Source organism: Streptomyces sp. NPDC030798, from assembly GCF_055572275.1.
This window is the reverse complement of record NZ_JBVIDR010000012.1, coordinates 219,786-232,933: the sequence shown is the minus strand read 5'-3', so window position 1 is coordinate 232,933 and position 13,148 is coordinate 219,786. Positions and strand designations below refer to the sequence as shown.

Genomic DNA, 13,148 nt, shown 5'->3' with positions numbered 1-13,148 from the left:
GGGGCCGGTCCGGCGGATCGGGCCCTAGCCGAGTTCCTTCTCGTACCAGGCCACGTCCCAGTAGCGGCCGAACTTGCGGCCGACCTCGCGGTACGTGCCGACGTGCCGGAAGCCGAAGCGGGCGTGCAGCCGCTCGGAGGCCTCGTTGGGCTGGGCGATGCCGGCGTAGGCGCGGTGCACGTCCTCCTCGGCCAGGGCCTTGAACAGGGCCTCGTAGAGCAGCGTGCCGACGCCGCGCCGGCCGGCGTCCGGGGCGACGTACACCGAGGTCTCCACGGAGGTCGCGTACGCGGGCTTCGGCCGGTAAGGACTGGATGTGGCGTACCCCAGAACTCGCTGTGAGTCCGCGTCCGTGGCAACCATCAGGCGGTACGGCCCGTCTTCCGGGTGGGAGAGCAGCCAAGGGCGGCGCTCTTCCGCCGTGAAGACCGCCGTATCGAATGTGATGGCCGTCTCATGTACATAGTGGTTGTAGATGTCCGTGAGGGCGTCGAGATCTCCCTCGGCCCCCGGCCTGACCTGCACCTCTGTACGTCCGGACGTCATCACGCCTCCCCGTGTGGCGGAACAGGGTACTGCATGATCAGAAAAATTGGGGGGCGGGTTGGGAATTCTGTCCGGATTCCAGTCGTTGTTTCCCACGGATGCAGGGCACCCGAGGAGAGTCCCTGAGACGAGAGTCCCATACCGACCCGGAGCGCCGAGCGTCCACCAGGACCACCCGCCAGCCCACCATCGCAAGGGAGCACGCATGGCAACCCGTGCCGTCGCCCGTCGTCAGTCCGCCACCGGCGAGACGGTCGACTCGGCAAGCAGTGTTCGCGCCCATGGCGGCGAGATCGCCGACCGCGACCTGGTCGGCATGTACCTCGACGAGATCGCGCGTACGCCGCTGCTCGACGCCGCCAAGGAGGTCGAGCTGTCCCAGACCATCGAGGCGGGTGTGTTCGCGCGGCAGGTCCTCGACGGCCTGGAGGAGTCCACGTCGGACGCCAGTCGCGAGGAGCTCGAGGCCCTGGTCGCCGCCGGTGAGCGGGCCAAGGACATCTTCATCCGCTCCAACCTCCGCCTGGTCGTCGCCGTGGCCCGGCGCTACCCGCGCAGCGGCCTGCCCCTGCTGGACCTGATCCAGGAGGGCAACGCCGGCCTGGTGCGTGCCGTCGAGAAGTTCGACTACCGCAAGGGCTTCAAGTTCTCGACGTACGCCACCTGGTGGATCCGCCAGGCCATCACCCGCTCCATCGCCGACCAGTCCCGCACGATCCGGCTCCCCGTCCACCTGGTGGAGGAGCTGGGCCGCATCCGCCGCGTCCAGCGCGAGTTCAACCGCGAGAACGGACGCGAGCCGGAGCCCGCGGAGATCGCCGCGGAGCTCGGTTCGACGCCGGAGCGCGTGACGGACGTCCTCGACTGGTCCCGTGACCCGGTCTCGCTGAACATGTCGGTGGACGACGAGGGCGAGACCCAGTTCGGCGACCTGCTGGAGGACACCTCCGCGGTCTCGCCCGAGCAGTCGGTCCTCACCCTCCTGCGCAGCGAGGAGCTGGACGACCTGATCGGCCGCCTGGACCAGCGCACGGCCTCCATCATCAAGATGCGGTACGGCATCGAAGACGGCCGCGAGCGCACCCTGACCGAGGTCGGCAAGGAGCACGGTCTCACCCGCGAACGCATCCGGCAGATCGAGAAGCACGCGCTGCTCGAGCTGAAGAAGCTGGCCCGCCAGACCGGCTTCGACGCGGCGGCGTAGGGGGCGTTCGGCGTCCGGTGCGACGGGCGTGCCGCCTGTACCGCGTGTACGGCGGCCGGGCGTGACGGGCGTACGGCGTCCCTGTGCCGCGCACGCCCGGTGGCGAAAGACGGCGCAAACATGGCGCGCTACCGTCGCTTCAACCCCGGGGCCCGAGGGAAAAACCCCTGCGGGCCCAGGAGTTGGGCCCTGAAGGACCGCACTCCCACACCCCCACACGGTTCGCTGCACCTGTGAGCCACGTCCCGACGCAACCCCCCCCCGGCGCCGGGACCTTCCCCCGGCCGGGCTCCGGCGCCTACCCCCCCCAGGCGCCGGGGCCCGGCTTCTCGCACCGCGCGTGCCGTTTCGCTGGAAACGGCGGGTCACCCCGTACCTGAACCCCGGGGTGGCCCGCCGAATGGCAGATTCTGCCACACCGGCATAGCCTGCCGGGGTGAGCACCCCCGGCACCAACCGCACCAACCCCGACCAGCCGCTTTCCGCCACCTCCTCGCCGGCGCCCGCGGTGTCCCTCACCGAACGCCGCAAGGCCGAGACGCGGATGGAGATCGCCCGCGCGGCGGCCGCCCTCTTCGTCCGCCGGGGCCTGCGCGCCACCCGCGCCGAGGACATCGCCCAGGCGGCCGGCATCGCGCCGCGCACCTTCTACCGCTACTTCGCCACCAAGGAGGAGGCGGTGGCCCCGCTGTACGCGGCGGGCGCCCAGCGCTGGACCGCAGCGGTCCGCGAGGCCCCGGCCACCCTGTCGGTCCCGGAGGCCCTGGACCACGCGGTCCGTCACACGCTCACGCCCGACGCCGGCGTCTCCTCCGCATCCTGGGAGTGGGTCCGCACCCTGCTCCACCTCTCCGGCACGAGCCCGGCACTGCGCAAGGTCTTCGCCGAGGTGTGCCGGACCACGGAGGACGCCCTGGCGGAGGTGCTGGCGCAGCGGCTGGGGCGGGGCGTCACCGGCGACAACGTTGCCGCGCCGGGCGGCCCGGACCTGCGTTTCGCCGCCGCCGTGGCCGGCGCCGCCGTCCGTGTGGCCGTCGAGACCTGGGCCACCACCGAGGCCGCACCCACCGGTCCCGACGGCCCGGCGGCCCTGGCCCTGCGCAACCTGGAGGCGCTGCGGGGGTTCGGGTGGGGCGAGGGGGAGAGGCAGGCACCCGGAGCCGCCGGCCGCTCCTGAGGACAGGCGTTCCTGAGGAGAGGCGCTCCTGAGGACAGGCACCAAGCGAACAGGCTCAGGACGTCGTGGTGCGCAACTGCCCCGGCACCGCCCACCACTGGTCAGGGCGGTCCACCACCGCGGCCTCCGGGCCGGTGTCGAGGAAACGGCCGAGACGCAGGAGGTAGGCCGCGATGCCTGCCGCGCCCTGCATCCAGGACGTGCCCGGGGGCAGCACAGGAGGGTCCTTGCGGTGTTCCAGGAAGCGCCAGCGGGCGCCTGCCGCGTCCCTGATCGCCCGCTCCACCAGGGCGTCGCCCATCCGGCGCGCCGCCCGCACCAGGGTCTCGGCCCTCGCGGGCGTCCGGCAGTCCTGGGCCGCGTCCAGCAGCACGTCCCCGACCCCCGCCGTTCCGCAGCAGCGGCCGTCGTTGTCCCAGAAGCCGGGCCGCAGGCGTTCCGGCAGGCCCGAGGTGAGGACCGAGGTCAGGCAGCGGTGCCGCAGGTCGTCGACGTCGAAGCCTCCCACCTGCGCGACCCCCGCGCGCGACAGTGCCGCGAACAGCAGCGAGGTGCCCGTCGGTCCATGACACCAGGTGTACGTCACCGGTTCCACGTCACGGGTCGAGGGAGGAATCGTGTGCGGGACGACGAAACCCCCGTTCTCCAGCGACCCCACCGCCAGCAGATGCCGGGCACCCTCCACCGCGGCCCCGAGGAAGTCCTCCCGGTCCAGCGCCGCACCCGCCACCGCCAGCGCGGCCGCGATGCCGGCCGTGCCGTGCGAGTAGTTCGGCATCCTCGCGGGCATGCTCGGCGCCATCGCCCAGTCCAGGCCCGCCTGCGTACGGTCCGCCCTGCGCAGCAGCGCCTCGCCGCCCGTCGTCGCGATCCGCTCGGAGAACTCGCTCCGCGCCCACACCGCCGTCAGCACCACGCCCGCGGCGCCGACGATGATGTCGGGCAGAGGGGCGTCGGAACCCGGTTCGACGTCGAGCGTGGTCCTCCAGCCCTCGTCGGTCGCCAGATCGGCCAGCCGGTGCAGCGCGGTCAGTTCCGCCCCCGGGGCGAGAAGCCTCAGCGCCATGGCGTCGCCGGCCAGACCGTCGTACAGCGACGGCTCCGTCCTGCTCCCGGCCCCTGCCGACAGTCTGGTCACGATCCCCGTGGCCAGGGTCCGTTCGCGCTCGCTCAGTTCCCGGTACTGCGCGATCTCGGCCAGCACCGGGGCCAACCCCGCGATCCCGGCGTACAGCGAATCGCGGTCCTTCGCGGGGACCGGCTCCCGGTCGTCCGGCGACACCGTCTCCGGCAGCCACGGGCCCTCGTCCTCCCGCACCTGGTCCAGTACCCAGGCCCACGCGGCCTCGCCCAGCTCGCGGTACACCTCGCTCGTCACCATCCGCCCCACGCTACAGCCGACTTGACCACCCGGTGCGGTGTCCGTCGGCAGAGCCCGGGCCTGTCGATAGTCTGACGATCATGGCGGACTGGGAGATGCGGCCGGCCTCGGTGGCGGACGTCGAGGCGGTGGCCGCGTTGCGGGCCGTGGTGCTGCGCGCGGATCTGGAGCGGCTCGGGCGGTACGACGAGGAGCGGGTGCGGCAGCGCCTGCGGAACGGGTTCGCCCCCGCCCACACCTGGGTGATCGAGGTGGGTGGAGCGTTCGCCGGCTGCGTGTCGCTGCGGCCGGCCGAGGACGCCCACTGGCTGGAGCACTTCTACCTGGCCCCGCACCTGCAGGGCAGCGGCATCGGCACGGCCGTGCTGCGCGGGTTGCTGGAGCGGTGCGACCGCGAGGGCACTGCGGTCCGGCTGAACGTACTGCAGGGAAGTGCGGCCCGGCGGCTGTACGAACGGCACGGGTTCGCCGTGGAGAGCGCGGATCCGGTGGACGTGTTCATGGTGCGGGAGCCGATGCGGCTCGTCAGCGGCACCTGATCAGCCGGACTCGGCCGGGTTCCCCCGCTCGTCCCCCGCCGCCCGGCTCAGGCGGGAGCCCAGGCGGCGGACGCAGGCGGCCAGTTCGGGTGGGGACACGACCGTGAAGTCGTGGCCCACCATCGCAAGGCGCAGCGCGAACCACTCCAGCGGGCCGCCGCCGGTGCCGCTCAGGACGCAGGTGTGGTCGTCGGCCGGTTCGAGGACGCCGGCCCAGGCCGGGACATGGGGGGACACCGCTTCCGCCGGGGCCGCGAAGCGGACCTCGTACGCGTACTCCTGGTGGCCCTTGATCGAGCGGCGCAGGTACTCGGCGGCGTCCCCGGTCGGCAACTCCCGCGGGGTGAAACGGACTCCGGTGGCGAACGGGCTGGTCACCCGGTCGACGCGGAAGGTGCGCCAGTCGGCGCGGTCGAGATCGTAGGCGACGAGGTACCAGCGCCGCCCCGTGGACACCAGGCGGTGCGGCTCGGTCAGGCGGCGGGACTCGCTGCCGTCCTTGGCGCGGTAGGCGAACCGCAGCCGCTCGCGCCCGGCCACCGTCGAGGCCATCACGGTCAGGGTCTCCGGCGCGATGCTCGGCCCGTCCCCGCTGGTGAGCGCGGTGGTCGCGGCCTGCAGGGTGGACACCCGGTGGCGCAGCCGGGCCGGAAGGACCTGCTCCAGCTTCGCCAGCGCCCGCACCGACGCCTCGTCCACCCCCTCCACCGCATGCCCGGCGCCGGCCCGCAGCCCGACCGCGATCGCCACCGCCTCCTCGTCGTCCAGCACCAGCGGCGGCATCGCCTTGCCCGCCACCAGCCGGTACCCGCCGTCGGCGCCCTTCGTGGCCTGCACCGGATAGCCCAGCTCGCGCAGCCGGTCGATGTCCCGCCGCACGGTACGGCGCGACACCCCGAGCCGGTCGGCCAGCTCGCCGCCGGGCCACTCGCGCGGGGTCTGCAGCAGCGAGAGCAGGTGAAGGAGCCGGGCCGGAGTGTCCGTCGTCATGAATCCCAGGATGCCGTACTACTAGGACATGATCTGACCTAATGGGCCCCTAGCGTGGACGCATGACCTCCACGGAACAGCACCAGACCCTCGAGCCGGAGCAGGCCCCGGCAGCGCCGGGCGACCGCCGGCGCTGGCTCGCGCTCGCGATCGTGATGACCGCGGCCTTCATGGACCTCGTCGACGTCACGATCGTCAACATCGCGATCCCCTCCATCCAGCGGGACGCGGGCGCCTCCGTCAGCCAGATCCAGTGGATCACCGCGGGCTACGCGCTGGCCTTCGCCGCCGGCCTGATCACCGGCGGTCGGCTCGGCGACATCCACGGCCGCAGGCGGCTGTTCCTCGTCGGCATCGGCGGCTTCACGCTGGCCTCCGCGCTGTGCGGCTTCGCCGCGAACCCGGAGATGCTGGTCGCCGCCCGCATCCTGCAGGGCGGTATGGCGGCCATGATGGTTCCGCAGGTCCTGTCGATCGTGCACGCCACCTTCCCGGCACACGAACGCGGCAAGGTCTTCGGCCTGTTCGGAGCGATCGTCGGCCTCGGCGCGGTCTCCGGGCCGCTGCTCGGCGCGCTGCTGACGGAGTGGAACCTGTTCGGGCTGGAATGGCGGCCCATCTTCCTGATCAACCTGCCGGTCGGCGTCGTCGCCTTCCTCCTCGGCCGCCGCTTCATCACCGAGTCCCGCGCGCCCAAGGCCCTGAAGCTGGACCTGGTCGGCGTCGCGCTGGTGACGCTGGGCCTGCTGATGCTGCTCTACCCGCTCACCCGAGGCCGTGAGCTGGGCTGGCCCCTGTGGGGGTACGTCTCGATGGCCGGCGCCCTCGGTGTCTTCGTGGCGCTGGTGGCCTACGAGCGGCGCAAGGCGGCCCGCGACGGCTCCCCGCTGGTCGAGCTGTCCCTGTTCCGGGTGAAGAGCTTCGCCGCCGGCATCGCCGTCCAGACCGTGTTCGGTGTCGCGCTCGGCATCTTCTTCCTCGTCTGGACGCTGTACATGCAGATCGGCCTGGGCTGGAGCCCGCTGCGGGCCGGGCTGACCGGGGTGCCGTTCTCGATCGCGGTGTCCACGGCGGCCGGGATGTCGGTGCAGAAGCTGGTGCCGCGGTTCGGCCGCAAGGTGCTCCAGGCCGGCGCGCTGGTGATGGGCGCGGGTGTGCTCGTCTACATCTGGGAGGCCCACCGGTACGGCCTCTCCATCGCCCCCTGGCAGATGGCGCTGCCGCTGGTCGTCATGGGCACCGGCATGGGGCTGATCGTCGCCCCGCTGACGGACGCGGTCCTCTCGGAGGTGCCGCGCGAGCACGCCGGGTCCGCGTCCGGCCTGATCAACACCGTGCAGCAGATGGGCAACGCGCTCGGACTGGGACTGGTCTCGGTGGTCTTCTACGGGGAGATCGGCGACCGGCTGACGCGCCTCCAGGTGGGTCCCGCCTTCGTGCACGCCTTCCAGCACGCGCTGTGGTGGGTCGCCGGGGTGATGGGCGTGATCTTCCTGCTGATGTCCGCCCTGCCCAAGCGGCCCGCGCAGCACGTGGAGGGCGCGGCGGGGGCGGAGCAGCCGGCGGTGGCGGAGACGGAGCGCGAGCTGGTGGCCTGAGCGGGCACGACGACGGGAGGCCCGGTACCGGGGGGTACCGGGCCTCCGTGCTGTGCCCTGGCGAAGTCCGTTCATGCCCGAATTGACCCCGAAGCCGTTTACTTTCCGGAAAACCGGGCGTAGCCTCGCAGTGAAACCACACGTTCGGGCATCAGTCGGAGGCGAACGGACATGTACGCACCGGAGCGGCAGCAGGAGATCCTCCGGCTCGCCCGTGACGGCGGCCGGGTGGACGTCCTGTCGCTGGCCGAGGAGTTCCAGGTGACCGCGGAGACCATCCGCCGTGACCTGAAGGCCCTCGACCGCGCCGGCCTCGTCCGCCGGGTGCACGGCGGTGCCATCCCGGTCGGCCGTCTCGACTTCGAGCCCGACCTCGCCGAGCGCGAGTCCACCGCCGCCGGCGAGAAGGACCGCATCGCCAAGGCGGCCCTCGCCGAACTGCCGGCCGAGGGCACGACCGTCCTCGACGCCGGTACGACCGTGGCGCGACTCGCCGCGGCCATCCCGCTGGAGGCCTCCCTCACCGTCGTCACGCACAGCCTGCCCATCGCCGCCCGCCTCGCCGACCACCCGGGCATCCAGCTCCACCTGGTCGGCGGGCGCGTCCGGCACCGTACGCGCGCCGCCGTGGACGCGTGGGCGCTGCGCGCGTACGGCGAGATCCGCGCCGACGTACTGTTCCTCGCCGCCAACGGCTTCTCCGCCGAGTACGGGATGACCACCCCCGACCTCGCCGAGGCCGCGGTCAAGCGCGCGGCCGTGGCCGCCGCCCGCCGGGTCGTCCTCCTCGCCGACTCCACCAAGCACGGCCAGGAGCACTTCGCCCGCTTCGGCGACCTGAGCGACGTGGACCTGCTGATCACCGACAGCGGGCTGAGCCCCGAAGACGCCGCGGTCATCGAGCGCGGCGGCACGGAAGTGGTGCGCGCATGATCCTCACCGTCACCCCCAACCCCTCCCTCGACCGCACCTACGAGGTCCAGGCCCTCAAGCGCGGCGAGGTCATCCGCGCCGAGACCGAGCGCATGGACCCCGGCGGCAAGGGTGTGAACGTCTCGCGCGCCGCGGCCGCCGCCGGACGGCGCACGGTCGCCGTCCTGCCCCTCGGCGGTGCGCCGGGCGCGCTCGTCGCCGACCTTCTCGACGCGCAGGGCATCGAGGTCGCACCCGTCCCGATCGCCGGAGCCACCCGCTCCAACATCGCGCTCGCCGAGGCGGACGGGGTCCTCACGAAGATCAACGCGCCGGGCCCGGACCTGTCGGCGGCCGAGCAGGAACTGCTTCTGGAGACCGTCCGCGAACAGTCGTGCGACGCCGACTGGATCGCGTGCTGCGGCAGCCTGCCCGGGGGCCTCGCGCCCTCCTGGTACGCCGACGTCGTCACCCGAGCGCACGCCGGGGGCGCACGCATCGCCCTGGACACCTCCGGGCAGGCGCTCCTGGAGGCGCTGCGCGCCCGGCCCGACGTGGTGAAGCCCAACGCCGAGGAACTCGCGGAGGCCGTCGGGCGCCCCCTGGCGACCGTGGGCGACGCGGTCAAGGCGGCCGAGGACCTGCGCGCGATGGGCGCCCGGACCGTGCTCGCCAGTCTCGGCGCCGACGGGCAGCTCCTCGTGGACGACACGGGCGCCTGGTTCGGCAGCGCCCGCGTGGACGCCGTACGCAGCAACGTGGGCGCCGGTGACGCGGCGCTCGCCGGGTTCCTGATCGCCGGCGGCAGCGGCCCGGAGGCCCTCGCCTCCGCCGTCGCCCATGGCGCCGCCGCCGTCCAGCTTCCCGGCAGCGTGATGCCGACGCCGGCCGACCTGGACCCGGCGGCGGTGACCGTCACGGCCGACATCCCGGCCGACCGCGAGCTCACGGAGCCGGTGTCATGACCCCGCACGCGCCGCACCCCACCCGCCCCGGACTCCGGCACCCGGGCGCCCGCCGAGCACCGGCACGGGCAGCGTGCGCGGCCGCGCGAGCCTGCGCGGTGGCTCCTTCCGGACTGGCCTCACAGCGGCGGGGATCCCCGTTACTCGCCGCCCGGGCCGACCGGCCAGGCCGCCTGAGCCGCCGGGCCGGCCGGGGGAGGCGGGGTTTCCCCGGCCCCGCCTCCCGCACCCTCCTCCCCTCCGCCCACGGCACCCCCGTCCCCCCTCCCGCCCCTGACACTCCCCGGGCGATACGCGTGCAGAGGAGCCCGCGATGAGCGACATGATCACCGCGGACCTGGTCGACCTCGACCTGTCCGCCGACACCAAGCAAGCGGCGGCGCGCGCCCTCGCCGAGCGGATGGTGGCCCAGGGCCGGGTCACCGACCTGGAGGGCTTCCTCGCCGACGTGGCCGCCCGCGAGGCGCAGATGCCGACCGGCCTCGACGGCGGCATCGGCATCCCGCACTGCCGCAGCGCCCACGTCACCGAGCCGAGCCTGGCTTTCGGCCGCAGCGCCGCCGGCATCGACTTCGGCGCGGCGGACGGCCCCGCCGACCTCATCTTCCTGATCGCCGCCCCCGCGGGCGCCGACGACGCCCACCTGACGATCCTGTCCTCCCTGGCCCGGCAGCTGATGAACACCGAGTTCACGGACGCGCTGCGGTCGGTGGGCGACGCGGGTGCCGCGGCGGCGCTGATCCGGGGGGAGGAGACACCGGAGGCGGCGACCGCGGCGGAGGGCGCAGCCGAGGGTGCCTCCGGCGGGGCGGCGGGCGCGCAGGGCGCTTCGGACGCCGGTGCCGGCGCTGAGAACGCCGCTGAGGGCGCCGCAGGCGCCTTTGAAGGTTCCGCTGCGACGCCGGTGGCGGCCTCCGCCGGCGCCGCAGCGGGCAGTACGGCCCCGGCTCCGGGTGCGGCCGCCACCGGCGCGCCCGCCCCGGCGCCGGGCGCCACGGCCCCGGCCGAGCGTCCCTTCCGGATCGTCGCCGTCACCTCCTGCCCGACCGGCATCGCCCACACCTACATGGCCGCCGAGTCCCTGGAGAACGCGGGACGCGAGGCCGGTGTCGAGCTGCTCGTCGAGACGCAGGGCTCGGCCGGCTTCACCCGGCTCGACCCGGCGGTGATCGCCGCGGCGGACGCCGTGATCTTCGCGCACGACGTCCCCGTACGCGACAAGGACCGCTTCGCGGGAAAGCCGACCGTCGACGTCGGGGTGAAGGCGGGCATCAACCGCCCCGCCGACCTGATCGCCGAGGTGCGCGGCAAGGCCGAACGCGGCGAGGTCACCGCGGGCACCGCCCACGCGACCCCGGTCGAGCGGGCCGGCGACTCCACCGAGGGCTACGGCACCAAGCTGCGCAAGTGGCTGATGTCCGGCGTCAGTTACATGGTCCCGTTCGTCGCCGCGGGCGGCCTCCTCATCGCCCTCGGGTTCGCGATCGGCGGCTACGAGATCAAGAAGGCGCCGTCGGTGATGGACCACTTCGTGTGGACCCAGGCCGACAGCTGGGGTGCCCTGCTGTTCCAGATCGGCGGCGTCGCCTTCGGCTTCCTCGTCCCGGTCCTGGCGGGCTACATCGCCTACGGCATGGCCGACCGGCCGGGCCTCGTCCCCGGCTTCGTGGGCGGAGCGATCGCGCTCACCATCAACGCCGGTTTTCTCGGCGGTCTGGCGGCCGGTCTGATCGCCGGTGGCGTGGTGATGGCGATCCAGAAGGTCAACATTCCACCGGCGCTGCGCGGTGTCATGCCGGTGGTGGTGATCCCGCTGATCTCCTCGGCGGTCGTCGGATTCCTGATGTTCGTCGTCATCGGCAAGCCCATCGCCGCCGGCCAGAAGGGCATGACCGACTGGCTGAACGGCCTCACCGGCACCAACGCCGTCCTGCTCGGCGCGCTGCTCGGCCTGATGATGTGCTTCGACCTGGGCGGTCCGGTCAACAAGGTCGCGTACACCTTCGCCACCGCCGGCATCGCGGTCACCACCCCGAGCGACTCCGCGATGAAGATCATGGCCGCGGTGATGGCGGCCGGCATGGTCCCGCCGCTGGCGATGGCCCTGGCCACGACCGTGCGCGGCCGGCTCTTCACCCACACCGAGCGCGAGAACGGCAAGGCCGCCTGGGTGCTGGGCCTGTCCTTCATCTCCGAGGGCGCGATCCCGTTCGCCGCGGCGGACCCGCTGCGGGTCATCCCCTCCTCCATGGTCGGCGGTGCGCTCACCGGTGCGCTGTCGATGACCTTCGGCGCCACCCTGCGCGCCCCGCACGGCGGCATCTTCGTGGTCCCGCTGATCGGCAACCCGTTCACCTACCTGATCGCCATCGCGGCCGGCGTCTGTGTCAGCGCGGGCCTGGTCGTCCTCCTCAAGAGCATGCGCAAGCCGGCCCCGGAGGCCACGGCCGCCGACTCCGCGGCGGGCACCTCCGGTCCGGCCAAGGAGACGAAGCAGCCGGTCGCCGCCTGACGGGGGCATTTGCGAGATACATCACGGTCCGGGGCCAACGTCCCGGACCGTGGTGTGTACTTGACCCATGCCTCAGCACGCCTCGACTCTCCAGCTGATCGGCGCCGCCGCGCTCACGGTGGCGGGCGTCGTCTGGGCCGTCACGATGACGCGCCTCATGCGCCGGGCGCGTGTCCAGGCCGCCGAGCTGCCCTCCACCGCAGTGCTCCAGGCCCTCCCGCACCAGCGCCAGGCCGGACCCGACCGCGAGTCCGTCGAACTGACCTCGGCGGAGCAGGACGCCTTCGCGGGCCTGGTACGACGACTCCGCGACCGCTGAGGGCCGGATCCTTGCGGCGCCTGGGCTGAGCCCCGGCGTCCTTGCCGAGCCCGTGCACGAGCCCGGGCCCGCTCTGCGCCGCCCGCTCCTCGGCCTCGGCCGGCCGCACCCGCCCCCGCTCGCCCTACGCCTGCCGCGCCGCCCGGCGTTCCATGGCGCCGCGTGCCGCGTCCTCCGTCGCGTAGACCTCGCACATGTGACGGCCGTCCGGTGTCGCCGTGTGCTCGACCTCCCACAGGGAGACCTCCCGGCCGTCCGGCAGCAGGAACGCGTGCTCGTACAGCGCGTAGCTCAGTCCCGCGCGGACGGTCCGGCCGGGGCGCCCGAACGCCTGGGTGATCTGGTGCCCTGCCGCCGTCGCCAGCAGCGCCGCCAGCTCCGCGTCCGGCCGGTCGGCGTTCTCGGCGCGGCGCAGCAGCCGGCGCGCGTGGTCCGCCGAGTCCTCCGGCGCGAACACATGCCGGGGCTCGGGGATCGCGGAGAGCTGTAACAGCACCGGCAGCTCGAAGTCCGGGGTGTCCGGCGGCAGCGGGAGCCGGGCGGTGGCGGCGTGCAGTTCCTCGTCGTCGACGTACACCTCGTGCTGGGCCTCGCCGCCCGGGGCTGTGTTGTGCACGAGCTCCCACAGGGTCACCGCCGAGCCGTCGGCGAGCAGCCAGGTGTGCCGGTACGTCTCGCGGTGCAGCCCCGCGCTGTGGTGCGCGGAGTGCAGGGAGCTGTCGTGCGCCAGCGCGCAGTCGAGCCGGACCAGCACCTCGTCGGGCAGCTCGAAGGAGTTCAGGGCACGGCCGAGGAGCCGCGCGAGGTGCTCCTCCGGAGACTCGGGCGACTCGGCGGGTTCGTACGCTGCCGTCTCGTACGGAACGCTCAAGGTTTCTCCCGGCGTTGCTGCATGTCACCTTGTGGGTGCATACCGTAGCCCCTCGGTCGGACATCGTGCCCGGGAACCGAGAAAACGTCTGCCGGGAAAACGCGGAAGCCGCGCGAGAAGTTCCCGCGCGGCCC

Annotated in this window: 12 protein-coding genes; 8 read left to right on the top strand and 4 right to left on the bottom strand. The window is 73.3% G+C overall.

Annotated elements, in window-relative coordinates; all coding sequences use genetic code 11:
• Positions 1–24 precede the first annotated feature (24 nt).
• Positions 25–546 carry a GNAT family N-acetyltransferase gene (locus ACZ404_RS26910; protein ID WP_468444153.1) on the bottom strand — a complete coding sequence of 174 codons (522 nt, stop codon included), beginning with the start codon at positions 544–546 and terminating at the stop codon, positions 25–27.
• Positions 547–751: 205 nt separating this feature from the next.
• Between ACZ404_RS26910 and ACZ404_RS26905 the strand changes: the two genes are divergently transcribed.
• Both ACZ404_RS26905 and ACZ404_RS26900 read left to right on the top strand, forming a co-directional pair.
• Entirely contained in the window at positions 752–1,750 is a 999-nt protein-coding gene (locus tag ACZ404_RS26905) for a sigma-70 family RNA polymerase sigma factor (RefSeq protein ID WP_468444151.1), read from the top strand.
• Between the two features lie 544 nt (positions 1,751–2,294).
• Complete coding sequence (locus ACZ404_RS26900; RefSeq protein WP_468444257.1) at positions 2,295–2,927, top strand: TetR/AcrR family transcriptional regulator; 633 nt, start codon at positions 2,295–2,297, stop codon at positions 2,925–2,927.
• Between the two features lie 55 nt (positions 2,928–2,982).
• Here ACZ404_RS26900 and ACZ404_RS26895 read toward each other — a convergent pair whose 3' ends face one another.
• The gene (locus ACZ404_RS26895) at positions 2,983–4,308 is read right to left on the bottom strand and encodes a lanthionine synthetase LanC family protein (RefSeq protein WP_468444149.1); all 1,326 of its coding nucleotides are present in this window, start codon (positions 4,306–4,308) and stop codon (positions 2,983–2,985) included.
• Positions 4,309–4,388: 80 nt separating this feature from the next.
• Between ACZ404_RS26895 and ACZ404_RS26890 the strand changes: the two genes are divergently transcribed.
• On the top strand, positions 4,389–4,847 hold the full coding sequence (locus ACZ404_RS26890) for a GNAT family N-acetyltransferase (protein ID WP_468444147.1): 459 nt from the start codon (positions 4,389–4,391) through the stop codon (positions 4,845–4,847).
• On the opposite strand, the gene ACZ404_RS26885 is transcribed toward ACZ404_RS26890, so the two are convergent.
• Positions 4,848–5,837: a helix-turn-helix transcriptional regulator gene (locus tag ACZ404_RS26885; RefSeq protein ID WP_468444145.1), complete on the bottom strand. Its 990-nt coding sequence runs from the start codon at positions 5,835–5,837 to the stop codon at positions 4,848–4,850.
• A gap of 62 nt (positions 5,838–5,899) precedes the next feature.
• On the opposite strand from ACZ404_RS26885, the gene ACZ404_RS26880 reads away from it, so the two are divergent.
• The 5 genes from ACZ404_RS26880 (at position 5,900) to ACZ404_RS26860 (ending at position 12,143) form a co-directional block, all read left to right on the top strand.
• Positions 5,900–7,435 (top strand): MFS transporter, encoded by a 1,536-nt coding sequence (locus ACZ404_RS26880; protein WP_468444143.1) that lies wholly within the window; start codon positions 5,900–5,902, stop codon positions 7,433–7,435.
• A gap of 171 nt (positions 7,436–7,606) precedes the next feature.
• Positions 7,607–8,368 carry a DeoR/GlpR family DNA-binding transcription regulator gene (locus tag ACZ404_RS26875; protein WP_468444141.1) on the top strand — a complete coding sequence of 254 codons (762 nt, stop codon included), beginning with the start codon at positions 7,607–7,609 and terminating at the stop codon, positions 8,366–8,368.
• A complete protein-coding gene (gene pfkB / locus ACZ404_RS26870) occupies positions 8,365–9,312 on the top strand; it encodes a 1-phosphofructokinase (RefSeq protein ID WP_468444139.1) in 948 nt (315 codons plus the stop codon). The genes ACZ404_RS26875 and pfkB overlap by 4 nt, the downstream gene beginning before the upstream one ends.
• Positions 9,313–9,625: 313 nt before the next feature.
• Positions 9,626–11,824 (top strand): PTS fructose transporter subunit IIABC, encoded by a 2,199-nt coding sequence (locus tag ACZ404_RS26865; RefSeq protein WP_468444137.1) that lies wholly within the window; start codon positions 9,626–9,628, stop codon positions 11,822–11,824.
• A 67-nt stretch (positions 11,825–11,891) separates the two neighbouring features.
• Positions 11,892–12,143 (top strand): hypothetical protein, encoded by a 252-nt coding sequence (locus ACZ404_RS26860; protein WP_468444135.1) that lies wholly within the window; start codon positions 11,892–11,894, stop codon positions 12,141–12,143.
• A 124-nt stretch (positions 12,144–12,267) separates the two neighbouring features.
• On the opposite strand, the gene ACZ404_RS26855 is transcribed toward ACZ404_RS26860, so the two are convergent.
• On the bottom strand, positions 12,268–13,014 hold the full coding sequence (locus ACZ404_RS26855; protein WP_468444133.1) for a DUF6227 family protein: 747 nt from the start codon (positions 13,012–13,014) through the stop codon (positions 12,268–12,270).
• Between the last annotated feature and the right edge of the window lie 134 nt (positions 13,015–13,148).